The organism is Streptoalloteichus hindustanus, from assembly GCF_900129375.1.
Lineage (GTDB): Bacteria > Actinomycetota > Actinomycetes > Mycobacteriales > Pseudonocardiaceae > Streptoalloteichus > Streptoalloteichus hindustanus.
Genome location: NZ_FQVN01000007.1, coordinates 19,045 through 40,659, shown reverse-complemented (window position 1 = coordinate 40,659; position 21,615 = coordinate 19,045). Strand labels below are relative to the sequence as shown.

The window sequence follows — 21,615 nt, the reverse complement described above, 5'->3', positions numbered from 1 at the left end:
CAGAGTATATCGTCCGGATGTAGATCCCAGGATCTATACACTGGAGTAAACGCCAGCGACCCGAGGAGAGGGTATGACCACGACGGGGCGTCACCCCACGCCCGCCGAGGCGACGGTTGGCCCATTAGGCGGACGGGACCGGGAACCGGTCCTGGACGTGCTGCGCGGCTTCGCCGTGCTGGGCATCCTCCTGGCCAACATCGAGGCCTTCGTCGACCCCGGCTACCTCCACCAGGTGCGCGAGCAGCACGGACTGGACGCCCTGGCCCGGCAGATGGCGATGTTCCTGGTGGAGTCGAAGTTCTACGTCCTGTTCGCCTTCCTGTTCGGCTACGGGATGGCCATGCAGCTGGCCCGGCCCTCCCGGTCGGGCAGCTCGCGAGGAGCGCGGATCAGTCGACGTCTGCTGTTGTTGTTCGCGCTCGGCGCGGTGCACGGCACGCTGCTGTTCTCCGGCGACATCCTCATGATCTACGCGATCGCCGGGTCCCTGCTGTATCTGATGCGCCACATCTCCCCGCGCCGGGCGCTGCAGGTCGCGATCGGCCTGCTCACGATGTTCACCACGATGATGCTGCTGGCCGTGCTCGCCGGCGCCGGCGAGGAGTCCGGCGACGAGCCCTACCTGGCCGCCCGGGTGCTGGCCAACTACCGCGGCGGGGTCGGGACGGTGATCGGCCAACGGGTCGAGGACCTGTCGACGATCATGTCCTCCTGGTGGACGCTGATCCCGATCATCCTGGCCTACTTCCTGATCGGACTGGCCGCCGGCAAGACCGGGCTGCTGCACAAGCGGCGGCTGTCCTCCCGCACCCTGGCCAGGGCGTGCGCGATCGGGCTGGCCGTGGGTCTGCCGCCGGCCGCCGTGTTCGCCTTCGCCTCCGACGGCGGCGGCACCTGGACCCTGGCCATGGACGGCGTCGGCTACCTCACCGCGCCCGCGCTCACCCTGGCCTACGTGTGCGCCCTGCTGCTGCTGGGCCGCACCACCGTGGGCGCCCGCGTCCACACCGTGCTGGCCACGACCGGCCGGATGGCGTTGACGAACTACCTGTCGCAGTCGGTGATCTGCGCCTTGCTGTTCACCGGCTACGGCCTGGCGCTGGCCGGCCAGATCGGGCACGCCACCACCCACGGCATCGCGGTGCTGATCTACCTGACACAGCTGGCGTGGAGCCGGTGGTGGCTGCGCCGGCACAACTTCGGGCCCGTCGAGTGGCTGCTGCGGTCCTTCACCTACCTGCGCTGGCAGCAGTGGCGGCCGGCCACCCCCACCTCTGCCCCCGCGAAGCCGCAATCTCCCTGAAATGTACTTCCGCAAGTACATCCGAGCGTATAACTGGGTGCTCGGTGCGCGAGCGAGGAGGACGCGATGCGGACAGCGGCCGCGACACTGACGGGCGAGATCGCAGCCGGGGAGCGCGAGTGCGCGGTCCTGGCCCGGGGCCTGCGCAAGCGGTATGGCGAGACCACGGCGCTGGACGGGTTCGACCTGGCCGTGCCCTACGGCACCGTGTGCGGCCTGCTGGGCCCCAACGGCGCGGGCAAGTCCACGGCCGTGCGCGTCCTGTCCACCCTGCTGCGCCCGGACGGCGGACGGGCCGAGGTGGGCGGGTTCGACGTGGTCACCCAGGCCAGGCAGGTGCGGTACCGGATCGGGCTGACCGGGCAGAACCCCGCCGTGGACGACGTGCTCACCGGCCGGGGCAACCTGGAGATGTTCGGCCGGCTCTACCACCTGGGCCCGCGCGCCGCGCGGCGGCGGGCCCAGGAGCTGCTGGAGCAGTTCAACCTCACCGACGTGGCCGACACCCCGCCGCGCAGGTACTCCGGTGGGATGCGGCGACGCCTCGACCTGGCGGTCAGCTTCATCATGGCCCCGCCGGTGCTGTTCCTGGACGAGCCCACCACCGGTCTGGACCCCCGGCACCGGCTGGAGGTGTGGAACGGGGTCCGGGACCTGGTCGCCCAGGGCACCACGGTGCTGCTGACCACGCACTACCTGGACGAGGTCGACCAGCTGGCCGACGACATCTCGGTGATCGACCGGGGCCGGGTGATCGCCAGGGGCACGCCGGACGAGCTGAAGTCCACGCTGGGCGGGGACCAGCTCGACGTCGTGCTGGACGACCCGGCCGAGCTGGGGCGCGCCGCCGAGGCGTTGGCCGTGCTCGCCGGCGCGCCACCGCGGGTGCGGCCGGAGGCCTCCCGGCTCACCGTGCCCGTGCGGGAGCGGGTCACCGCGTTGACCGAGGCGCTGCGTGTGCTGGAGGCCGCGGGGATCGCGGTGCGGGACATCGGGATCCGCCGTCCCACCCTGGACGAGGTGTTCGTCCGGCTCACCGGGCACCACCCGGAGTCGGGGGAGACCGACACCCCAGCCGACACCGCGGTCGATCCCGCGGCGGGCGCCGGGGACGAGGACGAGCGCGAGGGCGGGCGGTGAGGACGATGACCCGAGCGCACGATCCCCACGGCGACTTGGTGTCGGGCGGTTCGGGGGTGGGCGTCCTGGCGCCGACCCGGCCCCCGGAGACCCCGCTGGCCCGGCTGCGGTGGGCGGTGGTCGACGGCTGGACCGTCACCCGCCGCGACCTGACCCACTGGATCCGCTCGCCCGAGGAGGTCCTGGGCGGGCTGACGTTCCCCGTGGTGTCGGTGCTGCTGTTCGGCTACGTGCTGGGCAGCGCCATGGTGGTGCCGGGCGGCGGGGACTACCGGGAGTTCCTCATGCCCGGCCTGTTCGGCATGACCATGGTCTTCGGGATGGTCATCACGGCCAGCGCGGTGGTCACCGACACCTCCCGCGGGGTCACCGACCGCTTCCGCTCGATGCCGATGGCGCCCTCGGCGGTGGTGGCGGGGCGCAGCGTGGCGGACATGATCCGCGCGGCGCTGGACCTGACCGCGCTGCTGGGCTGCGGGCTGCTGGTCGGTTGGCGGGCCCACGGCGGCGTGGCGGCGTTCCTGGCGGCGGTGGGGTTGCTCCTGCTGCTGCGCTTCGCGTTGATCTGGGTGGGGATCTACGTGGGGCTGCTGCTGCGCACCCCCGAGAGCGCCACCACCCTGATGACGCTGGTCCTGCCGTTCGCGATGATCGCCAACACGTTCGTCGCGCCCGAGCTGATGCCGTCATGGCTGGGCGTGGTCGCCGAGGTCAACCCGATGTCGGCGACGGTGGCGGCGACCAGGGAGCTGTTCGGCAACCCCGGCCTGGGCGGCGGGTCGTGGCTGGCCCGCAACGCGCTGCTGATGGCCGTGGTGTGGCCGGTGGCGCTGGTCGCGGTCTTCTTCCCGCTGTCGGTGCGGCGGTTCCGCGACATGAGCCGCTGAGATCCCCGACGGCCCTGCGCTCTCCGCCCGGCGCCCGCACCTCGCGGTCGCCGGGCGGAGGCGCTCGACGACTTCCTGGCCCTGCGCCGACAACTGGACCCGGCGGGAGTCTTCCGCGGCGGCTACACCGACCGGGTCCTTGGCCCCGCGGCCTGAACCCCGCGCACCCGGCCCACCCACTCGGGGACAGCCCCCACCCACCCTGGGGGGCGAGCCCTGCTCCAGCCTATCGGCCCAGGCCCCCGCGCCCAACGCCCCAGCACGAGCCTGTGGACAACTCCGACCAACGTATCGCCCAACCGGTGGCTCAGCGGAGTGCTGTGGACAACTACCGGCTCCGACGAGAAAAGCCTTTGACAGCAAGAAGAATTGCCGCTACCGCCAACAGCGGCTCGATCGCTGTCCACCGGTCGTGGTCGACTCCCCGCACCTGCGAGATCAACAGGCCCGGAGCCGTCCCCCATTCGAAGATCATTTCGTGGGGGTTCTCGGCGGGCGCGTCCGGTCAGGAGGTGCGGGGCAGCGCCTCGCCCCTGGTCGTCTCGTCGGCGGAGCCCGGTCGTCGCAGGTAGCCGGTGTCGAAGAAGTACGCCAGGTACAGGTCCAGCAGGCGGGCGTCCACCGGCGGGCAGGACAGGCCGCTGCCGGCCAGGTCGCGTTCCACGTTGTCCCGCCCCAGTTCCGGGAAGGTGTCGGCGAAGTACATCTCCTTCACCGACATCTCCGCCCGGTGCGCGCGGTCCAGGCACAGCGAGACGAACGGGGCCGCCGGGTGCGTGGGCTCCCGCGCCACGAACCGGACCAGCTCGGCCACCCACTCCGGGTAGGAGCGGGTGTCGATGGCGCAGCCGGCCGCCCGCATCCGCCCGACCATGTCGGCCAGCAGCGCCGGCCGGGGGTTGGTCAGGTGGTAGACCCGTCGGGTCGCCTCGCGTCGGGTGGCCAGGTGCACCACGGCGGCCGCCACGAAGTCCACGGGCACGAAGTCCAGCGGCAGCGGCGAGTCCGGCGCCACGCCCATGTCGGCGAAGGCCCGGAACAGCGAGCAGATCGCGGTGTCGGTGTTGCAGATGCCCCGGTGCCGGTCGCCGGTGACCTCGTAGGGCCGGTACACCGCCACCGGCAGCCCCTGCTCGCCGGCATGGCGCACCATCCGCTCGGCCACCCACTTGCTCTCGGCGTAGCCCATGGTCAGCCGGTCGGCGTGGTCCAGCGGCGCGTCCTCGGCCACCCGCCGCACCCCCGCCGTGCCGTACCCGGCCACGACGCCGATGGTGGACAGGAAGTGCACCGGCACCCGGCGGGCCGCGGCCAGCCGCAACACGGTGCGGGTGCCCACGACGTTGGCCTGCCGCAGCGCCGCGTAGGGGTAGAGGAAGTTGACCTCGGCCGCCGAGTGGATCACCAGGTCGGCGGTGCCGGCCAACGCGGCGAAGACACCGTCGGGCAGGCCCAGGTCGGGGGCGGTGATGTCGCCGGGGTGGCACACCAGCCGGTGCGCGGCGGTCGGGCGCAGGCCGAACCGGGCGAGGGTGGCCAGCACCCGGCGGCGGGCGTGGCCGGCGTCGCGCGCCCGCACCGGGCAGTGCACGACCGCGTCGGTGACCTCCAGCAGCCGGGTCAGCAGGTGGGCGCCGACGAACCCGGTGGCCCCGGTCAGCAGGACGTGGGCCGGGGCGTCCCAGCGCGGCGGCGGCCCCGCCGGCGGGGGCAGGGCGAAGCCCAGCTCGGCCTCGCGGTGGAAGTTCGCCGACGTCCCGGTCTCGTCGTCGCCGGCGCGGGCGCGCGCCGCGCGCACGGCCTCGGTGAACTCCGCCAGGGTCGGCCCGGCCAGCAGGGCGCCCACCAGCGCGCTGCCGGCGTGGGCGTCGATCCCCAGCACCGCCACCGTGCGCAGCACCACCTCCGCCGCCAGCATGGAGTCCCCGCCCAGGTCGAAGAAGCTGTCGTGCGAGTCCGGGCGCACCCGCAGCGTCAGCCGCCAGATCTCGGCCACCGTCGACTCCAGACCGGCCCCCACCGCCGGGGCCGGTCCCGTCTGGCCCGACTGGTCGGACTGGCCCGACTGGCCCGACTGGCCTGACCGGGTGGCCGCCAGCCGCCGCCGGTCGACCTTGCCGCTGGCGGTCAGCGGGAACGCCGCCAACGGCACGATCCGGGCCGGGACGGCCTGGGCGGGCAGCCACGCCGCCAGCTCCCGCCGCAACTCGGCCACCCGGATCACCCGGCCCGGCGCGGCCGGCGTGACATGGGCGGTCAGCGACTCCGCCACCCCGAACCGCGCGCTCACCTCCACCACGGCCTCGCCGACGTCGGGGTGTGCGCGCAGCCGCGCCTCCACCTCGTCCAGCTCGATGCGGTGCCCCCGCAGCTTGATCTGCCGGTCGGCGCGGCCCAGGTACTCCAGCAGCCCGTCGGCCCGCCGCCGGACCAGGTCCCCGGTGCGGTAGCGCCGCCCGCCCGCGCGCAGCGGGTCGGGCACGAACCGCTCGGCGGTCAGCTCCGGGTCCCCGAGGTAGCCCAGGGCCAGCCCGTCCCCGCCGACCAGCAGCTCGCCCGCCTCGCCCGGCCCGGCCTCGGCGCCGTCGGCGCGCACCACGTGCGCGGTGGAGTTGGCCAGCGGCCGGCCGATGGGTACGGCCTCGGCCCGCGCGCCCAGCTCCCGCAGGAGGTGCGCGGTGGAGACCACCGAGTTCTCCGTCGGGCCGTAGAAGTTGACCACCGTCGTGTTCGGGCAGGCCCGCAGCACCGCCCGGGTCAGCTCGGGGTCCATCGCCTCCCCGCCGGCCGAGACGAACCGCAGCCGGGCCAACGCCTCCGGCGTCGTGCGCGCCATGTGGTGGAACACGCTGGTGGCCAGGTGCGCGAAGGTGACCTCCTGGGCGCGCAGGTGCTGGGCCAGCGCGGTGGGGGACAGCAGCACCTCCCGCTCCACCAGCACCAGGCAGGCCCCGTTGAGCAGCGCCGACCAGATCTCGTGGGTGGAGCCGTCGGAGGACAGGCTCAACGCGTGCAGCACCCGGTCGGTGGGCCGGGGCGGTTGGAGCTCCCGGTCGGACACGGCCAGCCGCACCACCCCGCGGTGCGGCACCGCCACCGGTTTGGGGCGTCCGCTGGAGCCGGAGGTGAACATGACGTAGGCGCAGTCAGCGGCCGAGATCGCCGTGACGGGCCGGCGCGGCGGCGGCGCGGCACGGGGAGCGGCGTGCGGGGCGGCGTAGTCCACGCGCGCCCGCAGCCGGCGCACGCGGCACACGCTGCCGGGCAGCACCACCGCGACGCCCAGCTCCACCTCCTCGGCCATCGCGCGCAACCGCGCCGGCGGGTAGGTGTCGTCCAGCGGGACGTAGGCGGCCCCGGCCTTGAGGATGCCCAGGATCGCGACCAGCGCCGGCAGCGAGCGCGTCCCGCAGATCCCCACGAACTCGCCCGGGCGCACCCCGGCCGCCGCCAGCCGGGCGGCCAGGGCGTCGGAGCGGGCGCGCAACCGCCCGTAGGTCAGCGCCTCGGCGCCCCGCACGGCCGCCAGCGCGTCGGGTCGGGCCGCGGCCTGGTCGTCGAACACCTCGTGCAGCAGTCGGTCGCGGGGGTAGTCGGTGGACACACCGGTCCACTCCGGCGGCATCCGGGCGGGCCACATGGTCAGCTCACTCCCGTCCCGCGCGGCCCGGGCAGGGCCTGGACCGGCACCTCCAACCGCCGGTCGACGCGGTCCCGGACCCACCCGGCGAGGTCGGGAACCCACCACTGGCGGACGGTGGCCAGGTAGAGCCGGTGGGGCGCGGGCGCCCGGAACGCGGTCGGCGGCAGCGCCCACCGCTGCCGCACCGCCGGATCGGGGAACAGGGTCCCGAAGAACCGGTCGTGGTAGTGGTCCACCTCCGCCGGCGGGACCTCGACGCAGGTGGCGGTGAACTGGGCGCCGTCCTCGGCGGCCGTGGTCTCCACTCCGGCGTCCACAGTGGAGTCCACAGTGGATGGAAGCTCGCCGTCCACTGTGGAGAGTGGGCCGGTGACCACCAGCGACCCGCTCACCGTCGGCCGGGCCGCGATGTCGCGTCCGTGCCGGCTGTCCACGACCGAGGTGAACAGCAGGCGCAGCGGGTCGGGCAGCCACACGTAGTGCAGCGGCGTCGACCACGGCCGCCCGTCGGGAGAGCTGGTGGCCAGGGTGAGGTGGCGCGCTCCGTCCAGGATTCGGCGGCTGCGTTCCAGGAGTGCGTCCAGCGTCATGCTCGCGGTACCTCGCGCTCGTTCCGACAACAGCGAAGGAGAGGCGCGTCGGCCGTGCCGGTGGCTGGTTCCGGCGGCTGGCCCCGGTGACGAGTCCCGGCGGCTAGCCCCGGTGACTAGTCCCGGTGGCCGACGAGGATGCCGTGCGGGGTCCATCCGGGGCAGGGGATTCGGTGGAGGCGGCCGAAGCCGGCCGCGCGCAGGTTGCGCTCGTGCCGGCTCCAGGGGTAGATCATCCCGCCCTCGGCCGGCAGCGCCGCGAAGTAGACGCTGTCCAGCGCCGCCACCACCGGCCCGTCGCCCTCGTCGTGCGACATCGAGTTGAACAGGACGACACGGCCGCCGGGCCGCAACGCCGCGTGTGCCTTGCGCAGCAACGCCGTGCACTCCTCCGGCGTCCAGATCACCATCTGGTGGGCGAACAACACGCAGTCGAAGCCGGTGGGGAAGGGGTCGGTGAACATGTCGCCGACCGCCACCGACACCCGCTCCGTCAGCCCCGCCTCGGCGATCCGGCGCGCGGCGATGGGCGCGGTGGCGGGGATTTCCAGCACCGTGACCCGCATCCGCGGCTGAGCCCGGGCCAGCGCGATGGCGTTGACCGCGTCGCCGCCGCCGCAGTCCAGCACCGCGGCGCAGTCACTCCAGTCCAGTCGCTCCACCAGGTGTCGGTGGGCCAACTCCGACCAGGACCGCATGTACCGGTAGAACACCGACTCCAGGTGCGGGTTCTGGGCCAGCCGCCGGTACAGGTCCACGCCCGTGCCCGGCACCCGCCGCAGCCCCACGTTGGAGTTGGTGCGCAGCGACTCGGTGAAGTCCGCCTGGCCCTCGTAGACCACGTACTGCTCGAACGCCACGATGTCGCGGAAGCGCCGCCAGTCCTCGGTCGCCATCAGCTCCGCCACCACCGCGGCCACCCGGTAGCGGCCCTGGTTCCCGGTCACCAGCCCCAACGCCGTGCAGCCCAGCAGCAGGATGTCGGTGGCCCGTTCCGCCAGGCCCAGTTCGGCTCCGACCTGCTCGGCGTCCAGGTCGGGTTCGGCGCGCAGCAGCTCGAACAGCTCCAGCTCGCACGCCGCGTTGAGGTACTGGAATGCCGCGTGCCCCAACAGGATTCTGGACAGGCCGGCCATGTCCAGGGTGCCGGGGCCGCGCCCGGCGTCGGCGTCCGAGAACGACTCGGCCGACCCTGCCGACCCTGCCGACCCGGACGACTCAGCCGAGTCGGCCGACTCCGTCGACTTCACGTGCCTGGTCCTTTCGTCGTCCGGCACACCGCCCGACTCCACTGACTGTCCACAGTGGATAGTGTGCGGGCGCCCGTCCCCGTGGGCGGAAGAAACGACAACAGCGGCCCGGTGTGCCCGGAACACCACGGTAACGAGACGCACTCGATTCCCTCTGGACTCCCACTGCACTACTCACGGCGCCACGCGCCGCGTCATCACCGGGCAACGCCGAAAACAGCCGCGATCAAGGAGGAATCGAGCAGGGCGCGAGGAAGGCTGGTTAACGTCCGACGACGACAATCGCCCGAAAGACGTGGGGCGGGCGCGCTCCGCGTTCCTCGCCGCCCGGACGGAGTTCCCGCCGATGCGCGTGCTGTTCACGCCCTACTCCGCCAGATCGCACGTCTACAACATGGCGCCGCTGGCCTGGGCGCTGGCCACCGCCGGGCACGAGGTCCGCCTGTCCTGCCACCCCGACGAGACCGAATGGGTCCAGGCCGCCGGCCTCACCGCCGTCCCGGTCGGCCGCGAGCTGCGCGTCGCCGAGCTGATGCGACGCCCCGAGGTGCTCGACGGCATCCACCACGACATCGCCGAGGACCGCCCGGAACGCCTCACCCACGACTACGTCCACGGCGTCTTCCAGTGGTACACCGAGGCGTTGTTCCGCAACGTCACCGACGAGGACACGATGGACGAGCTGGCGGCCTTCGCCCGCTGGTGGCGTCCCGACCTCGTCGTCTGGGACCCCCTCAACCTCTCCGGCCCGGTGGCCGCCCGCGTCGCCGGCGCCGCCCACGCCCGCCTGCTGTTCGGGCTCGACTTCGGCGCCCGGATGCGCCGGGTGTTCCACGACCTGTCGCGCCAACGCCCGCCCAGGGCGCGCCACGACCCGCTGGGCGAGTGGCTGGCCGCGACCCTGGCTCGCCACGGCCACCCCTTCGACGAGGAGATCGTGCTGGGCCAGTGGAGCATCGACCCGATGCCCTCCCGCATGCGCTTCCCCGAGGACCTCACCTACGTCCCGGTGCGCTACGTGCCCTTCAACGGACCCGGCCCGCTCCCGCCCTGGCTGCACCACGACCCCGGCCGCCCCCGCGTCTGCCTCACCCTCGGCCTGTCCGGCCGGGAGCTGTTCGGCGAGGACGGCATCGCCATCACCGACCTGCTCGCCGGCATGGCCGACCTGGACGTCGAGGTCGTGGCCACCCTGGACGCCCGCCAGCTCACCGACGTCCGCGCCCTGCCCGACAACGTCCGCGTCATCGACTTCGTCCCGTTGCGGGCCCTGCTCCCCACCTGCGCCGCGGTGATCCACCACGGCGGCGCCACCACCTACGGCACGGCCGTGGCCGCCGGCGTGCCCCAACTCGTCGTCTACACCAAGGTGTGGGACAAGGCCGCCGTCGCCCAGGACGTCGCCCGGCACGGCGCCGGACTGGCCGTCGACGTCGACGTCGTCACCGTGGCCGACGTCCGCGACGGGGTGCGCCGCCTGGTCACCGAGGACTCCTTCGCCGCCGGCGCCCGCCACCTCCGCCAGCAACTGCTGGCCGCGCCCGCGCCCAGCGACATCGTGCCCACCCTGGAGCGGCTCACCGCCCGCCACCGCCCCACCTGACCGGCGCGCGGGTTCAGCGCCCGGTCTCCAGCCACCGCACCTGCGCGGCGTCCAACTCCACCGCCACGCCCCGCGACGCCAGCCTCAACTCCGCCACGGTTTGCGGCCCCACGATGGGAAACGTGGGAAACGGCTGGTGCAGCACGTAGGCCAGGGCCACGTTGATCGCCCGCACCCCCAGCGTCGCGGCGAGCTGGCGCGCCCGCTCCCGCCGGGCCCGGTTCTCCTCGGTGTCCCAACACCGCCACACGTTGGGGTCCAGTGATTCCCTTGGCACGTCGGCGAAAAATCCCCGGGCCTGGGAGGACCACGGGAACAGCGCGACGTTGTGGGCGGCCAGGTACTCGCGCTGCCGCGCCGAGACCGCCACGCACCCCGGGTACAGCGGCTCCACCGGCTCCGCCAACGAGAAGTGGTTGCTGACGGCCACCATGCCCCGCCCGCCGCGGGCCCGCGCGTAGGCGGTGGCCTCGGCCAACCGCTCCGATTCCCAGTTCGAGCCCCCGTAGACCCGGACCCGGCCCGCGGCCACCTCCCGCTCCAACGCGTCGACGAACTCCCCGACCGGAACCGAGGTGTCGTCCCGGTGCAACAGGTACACGTCGGCGCACTCCACCCCTAACGCCTCCAACGTGCGGGTGAGCTCCACCCCGACCGCCTCAGGCGTGCAGTGCGGCGGGTGCGCGCCTTTGGCCAGCACCACCAACCGTTCCGGGCGTGCCCGCGCGATCCAGGCCCCGACCGCCTCCTCCGAAGCGCCCCCGCCGTAGGCGCGCGCCGTGTCGATACACGTGCCCCCGGCCTCGAAGAAGGCGTCCAACAGCGCGTGCTTCTCGACACCACGAATTCCGGACGTGCCCAGAACACAACGGGACACCGGTGTCGGCACGCCATCGATGTGTGAATACCGCACGGCGCCGCAGCCTACGACGCGATTCGCCCGCCACCGCCGGGAAAAGCGACCGATCCCGCCGACCCCCTACGTTCTCTGTCCGCCTAGGGGTGTCTTTAGGGGGTTGAGGGTCCGACGACCGGCTCGTTACGGTCGCCACGCGCTCCCTGCGCGTCAAGGAAACCGAACGACGCGCCCCGCGGAACCGACGCACAGTTGGCGACGAATCACCAGTGGCCGGGGGAGAAGTGACGACCGCAGACGGCAGGAACCAGCCCACGACCGGACAACTCGCGTTGGACGGAGGACCGCCGGTGCGCGCCACACCCCCGCGCACCACCGCGCCCCCCACTGACGCCGACCTCGACGCCGCCGCGCGAGTCCTGCGTACCACGAGACTGGGCGGACCCGACCACCCCGAGGTCCGGCGCTTCGAGGCACTGCTGGCCCAGACCACCGGCGTGGCCCACGCCGTCGCCGTCAACTCCGGCACCGCCGCCCTGCACTGCGCCCTGCGGGGACTGGGAATCGGCCCCGGCGACGAGGTCATCGTCCCCGCCCACACCTTCATCGCCAGCGCCACGCCCGTCCTGATGAGCGGCGCCACGCCCGTCGTCGTCGACGTCGACGCGGCCACCTACTGCCTGGAGCCCACCGCCGTCGACGAGGCGATCACCCGTCGCACCAGGGCCGTCGTCGCCGTCCACCTCAACGGCCATCCCGCCCCGGTCGACCTGCTGCCCACCGACCTGCCCGTCCTCAGCGACGCCTGCCAGGCCCAGGGCGCCACCCTGCACGGCACATCGGTCGCCGCCCTGGGCGCCGCCGGCGTTTACAGCTTCTGGCAGGACAAACTCCTGACCACGGGCGGCGAGGGTGGCGCCGTGCTCACCGACGACCCCGGCATCGCCGAGATCGCCCGCCTCGTCCGTTCCCACGGCCAGCAACCGATTCCCGGCACGCCCGACTCCCACCACACCGTCCTGGGCTACAACTACCGGCTCACCGGCCCCCAGGCGGCCTTCGGCCACTCCCAACTCACCCGGTTCGCCAACACGGTGCGGGCCCGCCAGGACAACGCCGCCCGACTCCTCGACCTCCTCCAGGACATCCCGGGCATCACCCCGCCGTACACCCGCGACGGCGCCACCCACGTCTACTGGAAGTTCGTCATCGCCATCGACCCCGACCAGTTCCGGGTCGACCTGCGCCACGTCCTGCGCGCCCTGGCCGCCGAGGGCGTGCCCGCCGCGCCCCGCTACCCGATCCCGCTGCACCGCCAACCCGTCCTCACCCGGCACGGCCGCACCACCCCGTGCCCCACCGCCGACGCCCTGTCCCAGCGGCTGCTCACCCTGCCCCTGCCGGCGATGGCCGAGGACGCCGACGACGTCGTCGACATCGCCGAGGCCGTCCGCAAAGTGGCCACCGCGCTGCGTCGATGAGCGATGGGGTCGATGAGCGGTGGGGTCGATGAGCGGTGGGGTCGATGAGCGATGAGCGAAGAGTGATGAGCCGATGACCGGCGACCCCCCACCCCCCGGCCCCGCGCGTCGCGTCCACGACGCCCGGCGGATCGCCCACTCCGCCCTGGCCCGGCACGGCAGCCACACCACCCTCACCCAGTTCCACCACTGGTTCCGCGCCCACCACCGACACCGCCACGCCCGCGTCCGCCCCATCCCGCTCACCGCGCTCCAGGGCTGGCGCGTCGACCCCGACACCGGCGACATCCACCACCACACCGGCCGGTTCTTCTCCCTGCACGGCCTGGAGGTCCGCCTCCCCGGCAGGCCCGTCGCGCACTGGAGCCAGCCGATCATCAACCAGCCCGAGGTCGGCATCCTCGGCATCCTCGCCCGCGAGTTCGACGGCGTCCTGCACTTCCTCATGCAGGCCAAGGTCGAACCCGGCAACTGCAACGGCCTCCAGCTCTCACCGACCGTGCAGGCCACCCGCAGCAACTACACCCGCGTCCACGGCGGGGCCCAGGTGCCCTACCTGGACCACTTCCGCGACCCCGCCGCGCACCACCGCATCGCCGACGTCCGCCAGTCCGAGCAGGGCGCGTGGTTCTACCAGAAGCGCAACCGGAACATGGTCGTCGAGGCCACCGGCGACGTGGAGGTCCGCGACGGTTTCCAGTGGCTCACCCTCGGCCAGATCCACCAGCTCCTCGCCGAGGACGACCTGGTCAACATGGACGTCCGCACCGTCCTGTCCTGCCTGCCCCTGGCCGCCCCGTCCGAAGTCCCCGCCACCGACGACTTCCACGCCGCGCTGCTGCGTTCGGCCGACCCCGCCGCACCCTCCCGCCACGACCTGGACGACCTCCTGCACTGGATCACCGAGGCCCGCTCCGCCACCGAACTCCAGCTCACCCGCGTTCCCCTCAACCGGCTGGCTGACTGGCGGCACCACGACGGCCGGATCATCCATCACAGCGGGCACTTCTTCGAGGTCACCGCGGTGGCCGTCCGGGCGGGCGGCCGCGAGGTCGCCCAGTGGACCCAACCCATGATCAGACCGACCGGCCTCGGCGTCATCGGCCTGCTCGTCGCCCGCATCCACGGCGTGCTGCACGCCCTCCTGCACGCCCACACCGAGCCCGGCTACGCCGACGTCGTCGAACTGGCCCCCACCGTCCAGTGCACCCCCGCCAACTACCAGTACCTGCCCGCCGCCGCCCGTCCCGCGTACCTGGACCAGTTCCTGCGCCCCGACCCCCAGCGCATCCGGTTCGACACCACGCTCTCCGAAGAGGGCGGGCGCTTCTACCACGCCCGCAATCGTTACCTCATCGTGGAAACCGACCCCGCCCACGCCCCCGAGACCCCCGAACACCGCTGGCTGACCCTGCACCAGCTCGGCGAGCTGCTGCGCCACAGCTACTACCTCAACGTCCAGGCCCGCAGCCTCGTCTCCTGCCTGCACAGCCTTTTCGGGGCCACCACGTGAAAGGAGTCATCCTGGCCGGGGGAGCGGGCGCCCCGCTCCACCCCGTCACCCTCGCCGTCCCCCGACAACTCCTGCCCGTCGGCGACAAACCGATGATCTACTACCCGCTGTCGGTCCTCATGCTCGCCGGCGTCCGCGACATCCTGGTCATCACCACCCCCGCCGACGCACCCCGCTTCCGGCACCTCCTCGGCGACGGCGCCCGCCTGGGAATCCACCTCCGCTACGCCGAACAACCCGAACCCCGCGGCATCGCCCACGCCCTGGTCCTCGGCGCCCGCCACATCGCCACCGACCCCGTCGCCCTGATCCTCGGCGACACCGTCCTCCACGGGCACACCCTGCACGCCCTGCTGCGCGAGCACACCCGCGACCTCACCGGGTGCGTCCTGTTCGGCCATCCCGTCAGCGACCCCCAGCGCTACGGGATCGCCGAGACCGACGCGCGCGGCCGCCTGGTCGCCATCCACGAGAAACCCGCCCGCCCGCCGGGCAACCGCGCCATCACCGGCCTCTACCTCTACGACAACCAGGTCGTCGAGATCGCCCGCGAACTCCGGCCCTCCGATCGCGGCGAACTCGAGATCACCGACGTCAACAACGTGTACGTTGGACGCGGCGAGGCCACCCTGGTCGACCTGGGCCGCGGATTCGCCTGGCTGGACACCGGCTCGCCCGACACCCTGCTCCAGGCGAGCCAGTACATCCAGACGCTCCAGCAGCGCCAGGGCGTCCGTGTCGCCTGCCTGGAAGAAGTCGCGCTGCGCATGGGATTCATCGATGCCGACGCCTGCCACGCACTGGGCCGCGAGATGGCGACGTCCGCCTACGGCCAGTACGTGATGGCCACAGCGCGCGAGTTCGGAGCCGCCTGACACAGCACGGGCGGTGCACTGGGGGAAACTGGGGGACTACAAGTGAACACGTGGCGTCGGCGCGCCACAGCCCTCGGGCTGTTGGTCGCGCTGCTCATCTCGTTGCTGGCCGCCGTCTCGGGGGGAGGCGGCCAGCCGGTCCAGCACTACGCCGTTCCCGGGCTCCACCAACCGGTCCACCTCGTCGTCGACCGGTGGGGAGTTCCGCACATCTACGCCCGCGACACCGAGGATCTCTTCCTGGCCCAGGGTTTCAACGCCGCCCGGGCCAGGACCTTCCAGCTCGACCTGTGGCTGCGCCGGGGTCTCGGCCGGCTCGCGGAGGCCTTCGGCCCCGAGTTCGCCGACCAGGACCGGGCGGCGCGGCTGTTCCTCTACCGCGGCGACATGAAGCAGGAATGGGACAGTTACGGTCCTGACGCCCGCGTCGCCGCGACCCGTTTCGCCGACGGCGTCAACGCCTACCTCTCCTGGCTGGAGGACAACCCCAAGTCCCTGCCCGAGGAGTTCCAGCGCCTCGGCCACCGACCCGCCCGTTGGACGGCCGAGGACGTGGTCCGCATCCGCAGCCACGGACCGAGTCGCAACGTCACCTCCGAGGTCGCGCGCGCCCGGATGTCCTGCGTCGCCGACCCCCGCTCGGACAAGGTCCGCGCTCGCCTGGAACCCGACTGGAATCCGGTCGTCCCGGCCGGCCTCGACCCCTGCGCGATCCCCGAGGACGTCCTGCGCGACTACGACCTGGCGGTCGAACTGCCCGAGTTCACCGGAACCGCCATGATGTCGCGTCGCGCCACCAAGTGGCTTCCCGCGCCCCAAGGCAGCAACAACTGGGCTGTCGGGCCCACCCGGACCACCACGGGGCGCCCTCTCGTCGCCAACGACCCACATCGCGAGTTCCTGGCGCCGTCCCTGCGCTACCTCGCCCACCTGTCCGCGCCCGGGATCAACGTGATCGGGGCAGGAGAGCCCTCCGCGCCCGGCATCAGCCTGGGGCACAACGGAAACGTCGCGTTCGGCATCACCATCGCCGGCATCGACCAGGAAGACCTCTACGTCTACGACCTCGATCCCGCCGATCCGACGCGTTACCGCTACGGCACGGGCTGGGAGAAGATGACCCTGCGCGGCGAGCAGGTCGCCGTCGCTGGTCAGGCGCCCCGTGCCGTCACCCTCGCCTTCACCCGGCACGGCCCCGTCATCAAGACCGATCCCGTCCACCACAAGGCCTACGCCGTGCGCACAGTGTGGCTCCAGCCCGGCACCTCGCCCTACTTCGGCAGCATCGCCAACCTCCGCAGCAGCACCGCCGCCGAGTTCGACAGCGCGCTGAACGGCTGGAAATCACCGTCCCTGAACCAGGTTTACGCCGACACCCAGGGCAACATCGGCTGGACGCTGGTCGGCCTCGCTCCGCGCCGGCCGAACCACGACGGCCTGTTACCCGTTCCCGGCGACGGTCGCTACGAGTGGGACGGCTTCCACCCCAGCTCCGACCTGCCCCGCACGGCGAACCCGGCCTCCGGCATCATCGCCACCGCCAACAACTACACCCTGCCCCCGGACTACCCCGCTCGTGAGCGCAAGCTCGGCTTCGAATGGGTCGGCCCCGCCCGTCGCGACCGGATCCAGGAGGTCCTCACCGCCAAACCCCAGACCTCCGTCGAGGACTCCACCCGGCTGCAGAACGACCGGGTCTCGCTGGTGGCCCGCCGAATCACCGCTCTGCTGGCTGCATTGTCCACTGAGGACAGTGTTACCGCGACGGCGCTCCAGGTGATGCGCGGCTGGGACGGCGACGAGAGCACCAGCTCCACCCAGGCCACTCTCTTCGAGGTCTGGTTCACCCGCTACCTCGGCTCGGCCTTCGTTCGGGCCGTGCTCCCACCGAAAGCCGCTGACGCCGTCCCCTTCGGCGTTCCTGATTACACCGTCCTGCTCGAAGCGCTGGAGAACCCGCTGGCCTGGTTCGGCCCCGACGGGATCGCCAAACGCGACCAACTCCTGCTCACCACGCTGGGCCAGGCCTATGTCGACGCCAGCAATCTCCTCGGCCCCGACATGAACCGGTGGCGGTGGGGTGACGTCCACAAGGTCACGTTCGGTCACCCGGCCTCGGCCCGCCTCACCCAGTCCGACCCGCCCGTGGACGTGGGGCCCTTTCCCCAGGGCGGCTCGTGGAACACGGTCAACCTGTCCTTCTTCCACCCGTTCAGCTTCCAGTCCGGCGCCGGGCCGTCGGTCCGCCTGGTCATGGACGTGGGCAACTGGGACGCCTCGCAGGCCATCAACGCACCGGGACAGTCCGGTGACCACCGCGACCCCAACTACCGCGACCTCGCCCCCAAGTGGAACAAGGGCGAGTACTTCCCCCTGCTCTACACCCGCTCCGCGGTTGAGAAGCACGCCCAGTACCGCATCCAACTGAACCCCAAGAAGTAGCCCCGACGCCGCTGGGTTCCGGGCTTGCGATGTCGCCCGGAACCCAGCGGCGTCTCCACATGACCTGTGCCAACACCGGGGGAGAGGCCAGCCCTCGCTCGCCCCCAACGTGCCGACATCCCGCGTGCCGCCATGACGTCTCCGTGTGGTGCGTGCGAAACATGCCGAAACAGTCGCTCACCGGCGGGTGTTGCCCCGGCCGACATCGGCACTGACTGGACGCCCGAGCAGCTCCACGCTCAAGCTAAGGGGCTACCGTCAGTCGATAAGATCCCACCACCGTGTCGGGGATGTCGTCGTTGGGAGTGCCAACAAGTTCCTGGCAGGCGCTGTCGGCGTACACGTCCAACATGATGTAGTCGAACTCACCGACGCCGATGGAACGCGCGACCTCGATCCCCTTGGCCGCCACGGTGTAACAGGTCCGGACACCGATGTCCTCTGCTTCCCGACCTCCCACGAACACTCTGGTTCCGGTGAACGACGGGCCGGAGAACATGCAGTACCGGGCTCCCGAGCACCGATCAACCGACGCGGTGGCGCCAGCAGGTGCCGCGGCCGTCATCAACAGGGCTACGATCACGGGTACCGCGTGCCAGACCCGCATGGCTCCTCCTTGGTTCTTCCAGGGTTCTGCTGTCAACCAGCCAGCACCGCTCACGATGGAGTCCATGTGCGGTGCCGACAAGGTCCGTACAGCCTCTGCGCAGCAGAACGCGCGGGCTATCGAGCATCACCGGAAATGGCGGCAGCCAGAAGCACTGGCCCGGCACAGGTCAGGGAGCGGGGAAGGCTGCCAGCGCTCGGGAACTAAGCCTGAACCGGGAGGCGCGTGCTCTGCCCGAGAGTGGTTGGCCGGGAGCCTTGTGAGCGTGGGTGATGTCTCAGCCGCCGCGCTGATGATGGATCGACACCGTTTCTCGGCTCCCTTGAGGTGCGAGTCACATGCGGTGGCGATGAGGTCGTGCGGTTGCCGAGGAGTTCCCGCACGAGCCGGAAGTGGCGGTAAACGTCCTGAATGGACAGTGCTCGCCCGTTGAGGGCCTGGGCGAGAAGGCTGCCGGCGCGGGTGCGTGGGAGCTGGTTGTGGCGGGTGGCGTGCCGCAGCCACAGCAGCCGGGGAAGCATTGACCGCAGCAGGTTCTCGTCGGGGAGGTCGGGGCCGACGCGGAGGTGGGCCTCCGGCCACCACATCCACTCCCACACCACCACGTCGCGGACGACCCCTCGCGCGGAGAGCGTCGTCAGGTGCGGGAGCAGCGTCATCTCCCGCGGTCGGGTCGTGGCGTGGGCGATCGAGCTGGCGCAGGTGACCGGGGAACCGGCCAGCAGGGACGGTCGTGGCGGTTGGTGCCGGAGCTGGCCGAGATAACGTGCGTAGACCACGGCGAAACGGGCCTCCACCGTGATCTCGCCGGCCGGGATCGCGGTGACGGCGTGGACACCGGGGACGTGCCGTGCGTGTTCGGCGTCGGCCAGCACCCGCCGGGTCCGCAGGAGCAGCACTCGGGTGTTCCCGCGCCAGGTGGTCAACTCCTGGTAGGCGGGGATCGACCGCAGAACGCAGTGGGGTGCGGTCAGGATGAGCAGTCCGGGATGCGGCGCGTAGGGCAGCAGGGGCAGCGCCTCGACGCGGAACACCGGCTCGTCGACCCGGGGCAGGTCAGGCGCGGTGGTCATGAGTGCTCCCGGCTGGTGTTGTCTCGCCGCTGGCGCGTCGGGCGCGCAGGAAGTCGAGGCGTTGGTGGAGGAGCTGCTCCAACTCGGCGATGGATCGGCGCTCCCGCACCATGTCCCAGTGCGTCCGAACCGGTTCGGTGGGTGGGGCGGGTGATGGCACGGGAAGGTCCTCACGCAGAGCGTCAACGCTGTGGTGGGAACATCGCCACCGCGGGGGTGGTGCGGCGTCGGCGGCGAAGAAGATCGCGACAGGGTGTTCGTGGGGGCACCGGTATCGGACCTGGTGGCGGGGCGCGAGTTGGGCGTTGTGGCAGGTCTCGTGGCTGTTGGTGGCGCCACGGCGCCCGGGGATGGCATGGTGCCGCACGGAAATGCACCTCCTGGCAAGTGGCCGAGTCGAGGGACGTCCACAAAGGACGGACCGTGGGGGTCGGTCGTCGTGTGTCGGGAGAGGCTGCGAAACGTGGCGGTGGGCGGAGACAGCGGCGTGCGACGTGCGAGCGTCGCGATAGGGGAGCAGCACGCGGGCGGGAGCCGGCGTGGTGATCAGCAGCAGTGTCGTCCAGGACCGTGGGACGTGTCGCCAGCCCCACGGGTGATTCCCTTACGCGCACTGGGCGATGGCTCCAGCGTCACGAACCTCCACACTGGGCGGTCTCGTCTGGGTGTGGTGTGCGGATAGTCGCGCGCGGATTTGCGCGAGGTGGCGGGGATTGCGCGCCGCCACTGTCCAGCCGGGAGGTTGCGCCCGCCGCTTGCGGTGATCGCCCATCCCGGTCTCTGGTCGCTCGCTGTCGCGGCCGGTCTCGTGGTGTGGGATGCGGTGGGTGACGGGTCGGCCTTCCTCCAGAAGCGTCGGTTGCGTGCCTCACATGGGTTGGTACGTGCGGTTTGCTTGGGGGACAAGGGTTTACGGTGCTGTCCGTGGCACGCGCCGGGGTGGTGTTGGGTGAGTACTTCGCGGTGGTGCGTCGGTTCCTGCAACCGCTGGGGGAGTCCCCTGACCTCGCGCGGCTGTGTGGTTTGGGGCGTGCGGTGTTGGGTGGGGACGGTTCCGAGTTGTTGTCGTTCCTGCACACGACGCGGTGCTGTCTGACGGCTCATCGGGCGCCGGAGGAGGTGTGGGAGTGGCACGAGGCGGCGTTGGCGGTGGTGATCGACCTCGCGGCGGAAGGGGCGACGTTCGAGCGGCTGGATGAGGAGTTCCACCGCGATCTGGTGGACGCCTACGAGGTGTGTTGGAGCTCGGGGGCGCGGGATCGGGGCCGTCGGAGCCGGGGAGGGGGACGCGAGGCGCTCTGAGGACTTCCGTGCCAGGTCCTGGGACAGGTCGGGCGAACAACGCTGTGACGACATCTCCGCCGCACCACGGTCGGGTGAGGGTGCTCGAACGGGTGAACTGCCGGGACGCCGTCGTCATCCCGACGGTCTCGTGGTGTCCTGGAGGCGGACCTGGGCGACCGAGGCGACGGGCGGGACGGAGAGCTGTCATGGGGGATGTTCAGCGGCCGTGGACGGGCCCGGCGCGGCGCCTGCCGGTGGCGGGGAGCGACTACCGGGACGCGTTCACCACCTTCCTGGCGGGCACCGACGAGAAGGAGCTCGCCCACCCCTACTTACTGCGGGTGGTGGCGAACCTGCCCTCTCGCCGGGTCCTCCTCGACGTCGGCGCCGGGGACGGGACGACCACGCGCCTGCTGGGTCCGCACTTCGAGCGGACGCTGTGCGTCGAGCCCAGCGCGCCCATGCGGGAGCTGCTGCGGCGGTCCTGCCCGGACGCCGTCGTCCTGTCGCAGTCGGTGCTCGACGCCGAGGTGGACGTGCCCGTCGACCTGGCCCTGCTGTCCCACGTGCTCTACTACGTGCCCGAGGAGCGGTGGGCGTCGACCGTCCTGCGGATCATGGGCTGGCTTCGACCCGGGGGCCGGCTGGTCATCCTCATGCAGAACCCGGACAACCCCTGCATGCGCATGGTCCAGCGGTTCACCGGGGCGCGCTTCGACCTCTCGTCGCTGCCCGGCCGACTCCGGGCCGCCGCCCCCGAGCTGGTGGGGACGGTGCGGCTCGACACGCTGCCCGCCCGCTACCGGACGGCGAGTCTCCCGGACGCCCTGGCGGTCGCCGAGTTCTTCGTCAGCGTGCCGCAGCGGGACGGCCAGCCCCTGGAGGTCGACCGGGGCGCCCTGTGGGAGTACGTCAGCCGTCACTTCGCCGACGGCGACGGCGGCTACACCGTGCCCCACACGCAGGACGTCCTGCACCTGTGGCGTCCCGGCCCGTCGGAAGGCACGGGCGTGGGGAACCCACGGTTGCCGGAGCAAGCTCAGCTGTAGCGCTGCCGCGCCGCGC

17 protein-coding genes are annotated in these 21,615 nt (G+C 72.0%); 10 read left to right on the top strand and 7 right to left on the bottom strand.

Annotation, left to right across the window (positions count from 1 at the left end; genetic code table 11):
- Positions 1–73 precede the first annotated feature (73 nt).
- From BUE43_RS21875 to BUE43_RS21865, 3 genes are all read left to right on the top strand, one after another.
- Complete coding sequence (locus BUE43_RS21875) at positions 74–1,306, top strand: DUF418 domain-containing protein (RefSeq protein WP_083960001.1); 1,233 nt, start codon at positions 74–76, stop codon at positions 1,304–1,306.
- Between the two features lie 66 nt (positions 1,307–1,372).
- The gene (locus tag BUE43_RS21870) at positions 1,373–2,446 is read left to right on the top strand and encodes an ATP-binding cassette domain-containing protein (RefSeq protein ID WP_073486289.1); all 1,074 of its coding nucleotides are present in this window, start codon (positions 1,373–1,375) and stop codon (positions 2,444–2,446) included.
- Between the two features lie 5 nt (positions 2,447–2,451).
- Entirely contained in the window at positions 2,452–3,333 is an 882-nt protein-coding gene (locus BUE43_RS21865) for an ABC transporter permease (RefSeq protein WP_083959999.1), read from the top strand.
- A 505-nt stretch (positions 3,334–3,838) separates the two neighbouring features.
- Here the strand turns inward: BUE43_RS21865 and BUE43_RS21860 are convergent.
- From BUE43_RS21860 to BUE43_RS21850, 3 genes are all read right to left on the bottom strand, one after another.
- A complete protein-coding gene (locus BUE43_RS21860) occupies positions 3,839–6,973 on the bottom strand; it encodes an amino acid adenylation domain-containing protein (protein WP_083959997.1) in 3,135 nt (1,044 codons plus the stop codon).
- Between the two features lie 2 nt (positions 6,974–6,975).
- Complete coding sequence (locus tag BUE43_RS21855; protein ID WP_073486287.1) at positions 6,976–7,566, bottom strand: pyridoxamine 5'-phosphate oxidase family protein; 591 nt, start codon at positions 7,564–7,566, stop codon at positions 6,976–6,978.
- 116 nt (positions 7,567–7,682) lie between these two features.
- Complete coding sequence (locus BUE43_RS21850) at positions 7,683–8,816, bottom strand: methyltransferase (protein WP_327083471.1); 1,134 nt, start codon at positions 8,814–8,816, stop codon at positions 7,683–7,685.
- Between the two features lie 295 nt (positions 8,817–9,111).
- Between BUE43_RS21850 and BUE43_RS21845 the strand changes: the two genes are divergently transcribed.
- The gene (locus BUE43_RS21845; protein WP_234995843.1) at positions 9,112–10,419 is read left to right on the top strand and encodes an activator-dependent family glycosyltransferase; all 1,308 of its coding nucleotides are present in this window, start codon (positions 9,112–9,114) and stop codon (positions 10,417–10,419) included.
- A gap of 13 nt (positions 10,420–10,432) precedes the next feature.
- Here the strand turns inward: BUE43_RS21845 and BUE43_RS21840 are convergent, their stop codons facing one another.
- Complete coding sequence (locus BUE43_RS21840) at positions 10,433–11,332, bottom strand: aldo/keto reductase (RefSeq protein ID WP_159447767.1); 900 nt, start codon at positions 11,330–11,332, stop codon at positions 10,433–10,435.
- A 227-nt stretch (positions 11,333–11,559) separates the two neighbouring features.
- Between BUE43_RS21840 and BUE43_RS21835 the strand changes: the two genes are divergently transcribed.
- From BUE43_RS21835 to BUE43_RS21820, 4 genes are all read left to right on the top strand, one after another.
- The gene (locus tag BUE43_RS21835; protein WP_159447766.1) at positions 11,560–12,756 is read left to right on the top strand and encodes a DegT/DnrJ/EryC1/StrS family aminotransferase; all 1,197 of its coding nucleotides are present in this window, start codon (positions 11,560–11,562) and stop codon (positions 12,754–12,756) included.
- Between the two features lie 73 nt (positions 12,757–12,829).
- Positions 12,830–14,269 carry an NDP-hexose 2,3-dehydratase family protein gene (locus BUE43_RS21830; RefSeq protein ID WP_073486281.1) on the top strand — a complete coding sequence of 480 codons (1,440 nt, stop codon included), beginning with the start codon at positions 12,830–12,832 and terminating at the stop codon, positions 14,267–14,269.
- Positions 14,266–15,144 carry a glucose-1-phosphate thymidylyltransferase RfbA gene (rfbA, locus tag BUE43_RS21825; RefSeq protein WP_073486278.1) on the top strand — a complete coding sequence of 293 codons (879 nt, stop codon included), beginning with the start codon at positions 14,266–14,268 and terminating at the stop codon, positions 15,142–15,144. Before BUE43_RS21830 ends, rfbA begins: the two co-directional genes overlap by 4 nt.
- Positions 15,145–15,186: 42 nt before the next feature.
- The gene (locus BUE43_RS21820) at positions 15,187–17,586 is read left to right on the top strand and encodes a penicillin acylase family protein (RefSeq protein WP_073486276.1); all 2,400 of its coding nucleotides are present in this window, start codon (positions 15,187–15,189) and stop codon (positions 17,584–17,586) included.
- Positions 17,587–17,830: 244 nt separating this feature from the next.
- Here the strand turns inward: BUE43_RS21820 and BUE43_RS21815 are convergent, their stop codons facing one another.
- The 3 genes from BUE43_RS21815 to BUE43_RS21805 form a co-directional block, all read right to left on the bottom strand.
- Positions 17,831–18,193, bottom strand: coding sequence for a hypothetical protein (locus BUE43_RS21815; protein WP_073486274.1), 363 nt, complete (start codon positions 18,191–18,193; stop codon positions 17,831–17,833).
- 203 nt (positions 18,194–18,396) lie between these two features.
- Entirely contained in the window at positions 18,397–19,266 is an 870-nt protein-coding gene (locus tag BUE43_RS21810; RefSeq protein ID WP_073486272.1) for a hypothetical protein, read from the bottom strand.
- Complete coding sequence (locus BUE43_RS21805; protein WP_073486270.1) at positions 19,250–19,633, bottom strand: RNA polymerase-binding protein RbpA; 384 nt, start codon at positions 19,631–19,633, stop codon at positions 19,250–19,252. Before BUE43_RS21805 ends, BUE43_RS21810 begins: the two co-directional genes overlap by 17 nt.
- A 557-nt stretch (positions 19,634–20,190) precedes the next feature.
- On the opposite strand from BUE43_RS21805, the gene BUE43_RS21800 reads away from it, so the two are divergent.
- On the top strand, positions 20,191–20,568 hold the full coding sequence (locus BUE43_RS21800) for a hypothetical protein (RefSeq protein ID WP_143174309.1): 378 nt from the start codon (positions 20,191–20,193) through the stop codon (positions 20,566–20,568).
- Between the two features lie 188 nt (positions 20,569–20,756).
- On the top strand, positions 20,757–21,599 hold the full coding sequence (locus BUE43_RS21795; RefSeq protein WP_083959991.1) for a class I SAM-dependent methyltransferase: 843 nt from the start codon (positions 20,757–20,759) through the stop codon (positions 21,597–21,599).
- Positions 21,600–21,615: the final 16 nt, after the last annotated feature.

What these genes read in the sequence shown, in the direction of transcription:
- BUE43_RS21875 (WP_083960001.1), top strand. Translation starts at nt 74, where the DNA reads ATGACCACGACGGGGCGTCACCCCACGCCCGCCGAGGCGACGGTTGGC.
- BUE43_RS21870 (WP_073486289.1), top strand. Translation starts at nt 1,373, where the DNA reads ATGCGGACAGCGGCCGCGACACTGACGGGCGAGATCGCAGCCGGGGAG.
- BUE43_RS21865 (WP_083959999.1), top strand. Translation starts at nt 2,452, where the DNA reads ATGACCCGAGCGCACGATCCCCACGGCGACTTGGTGTCGGGCGGTTCG.
- BUE43_RS21860 (WP_083959997.1), bottom strand. Translation starts at nt 6,973, where the DNA reads ATGTGGCCCGCCCGGATGCCGCCGGAGTGGACCGGTGTGTCCACCGAC.
- BUE43_RS21855 (WP_073486287.1), bottom strand. Translation starts at nt 7,566, where the DNA reads ATGACGCTGGACGCACTCCTGGAACGCAGCCGCCGAATCCTGGACGGA.
- BUE43_RS21830 (WP_073486281.1), top strand. Translation starts at nt 12,830, where the DNA reads ATGACCGGCGACCCCCCACCCCCCGGCCCCGCGCGTCGCGTCCACGAC.
- BUE43_RS21815 (WP_073486274.1), bottom strand. Translation starts at nt 18,193, where the DNA reads ATGCGGGTCTGGCACGCGGTACCCGTGATCGTAGCCCTGTTGATGACG.
- BUE43_RS21810 (WP_073486272.1), bottom strand. Translation starts at nt 19,266, where the DNA reads ATGACCACCGCGCCTGACCTGCCCCGGGTCGACGAGCCGGTGTTCCGC.
- BUE43_RS21795 (WP_083959991.1), top strand. Translation starts at nt 20,757, where the DNA reads ATGGGGGATGTTCAGCGGCCGTGGACGGGCCCGGCGCGGCGCCTGCCG.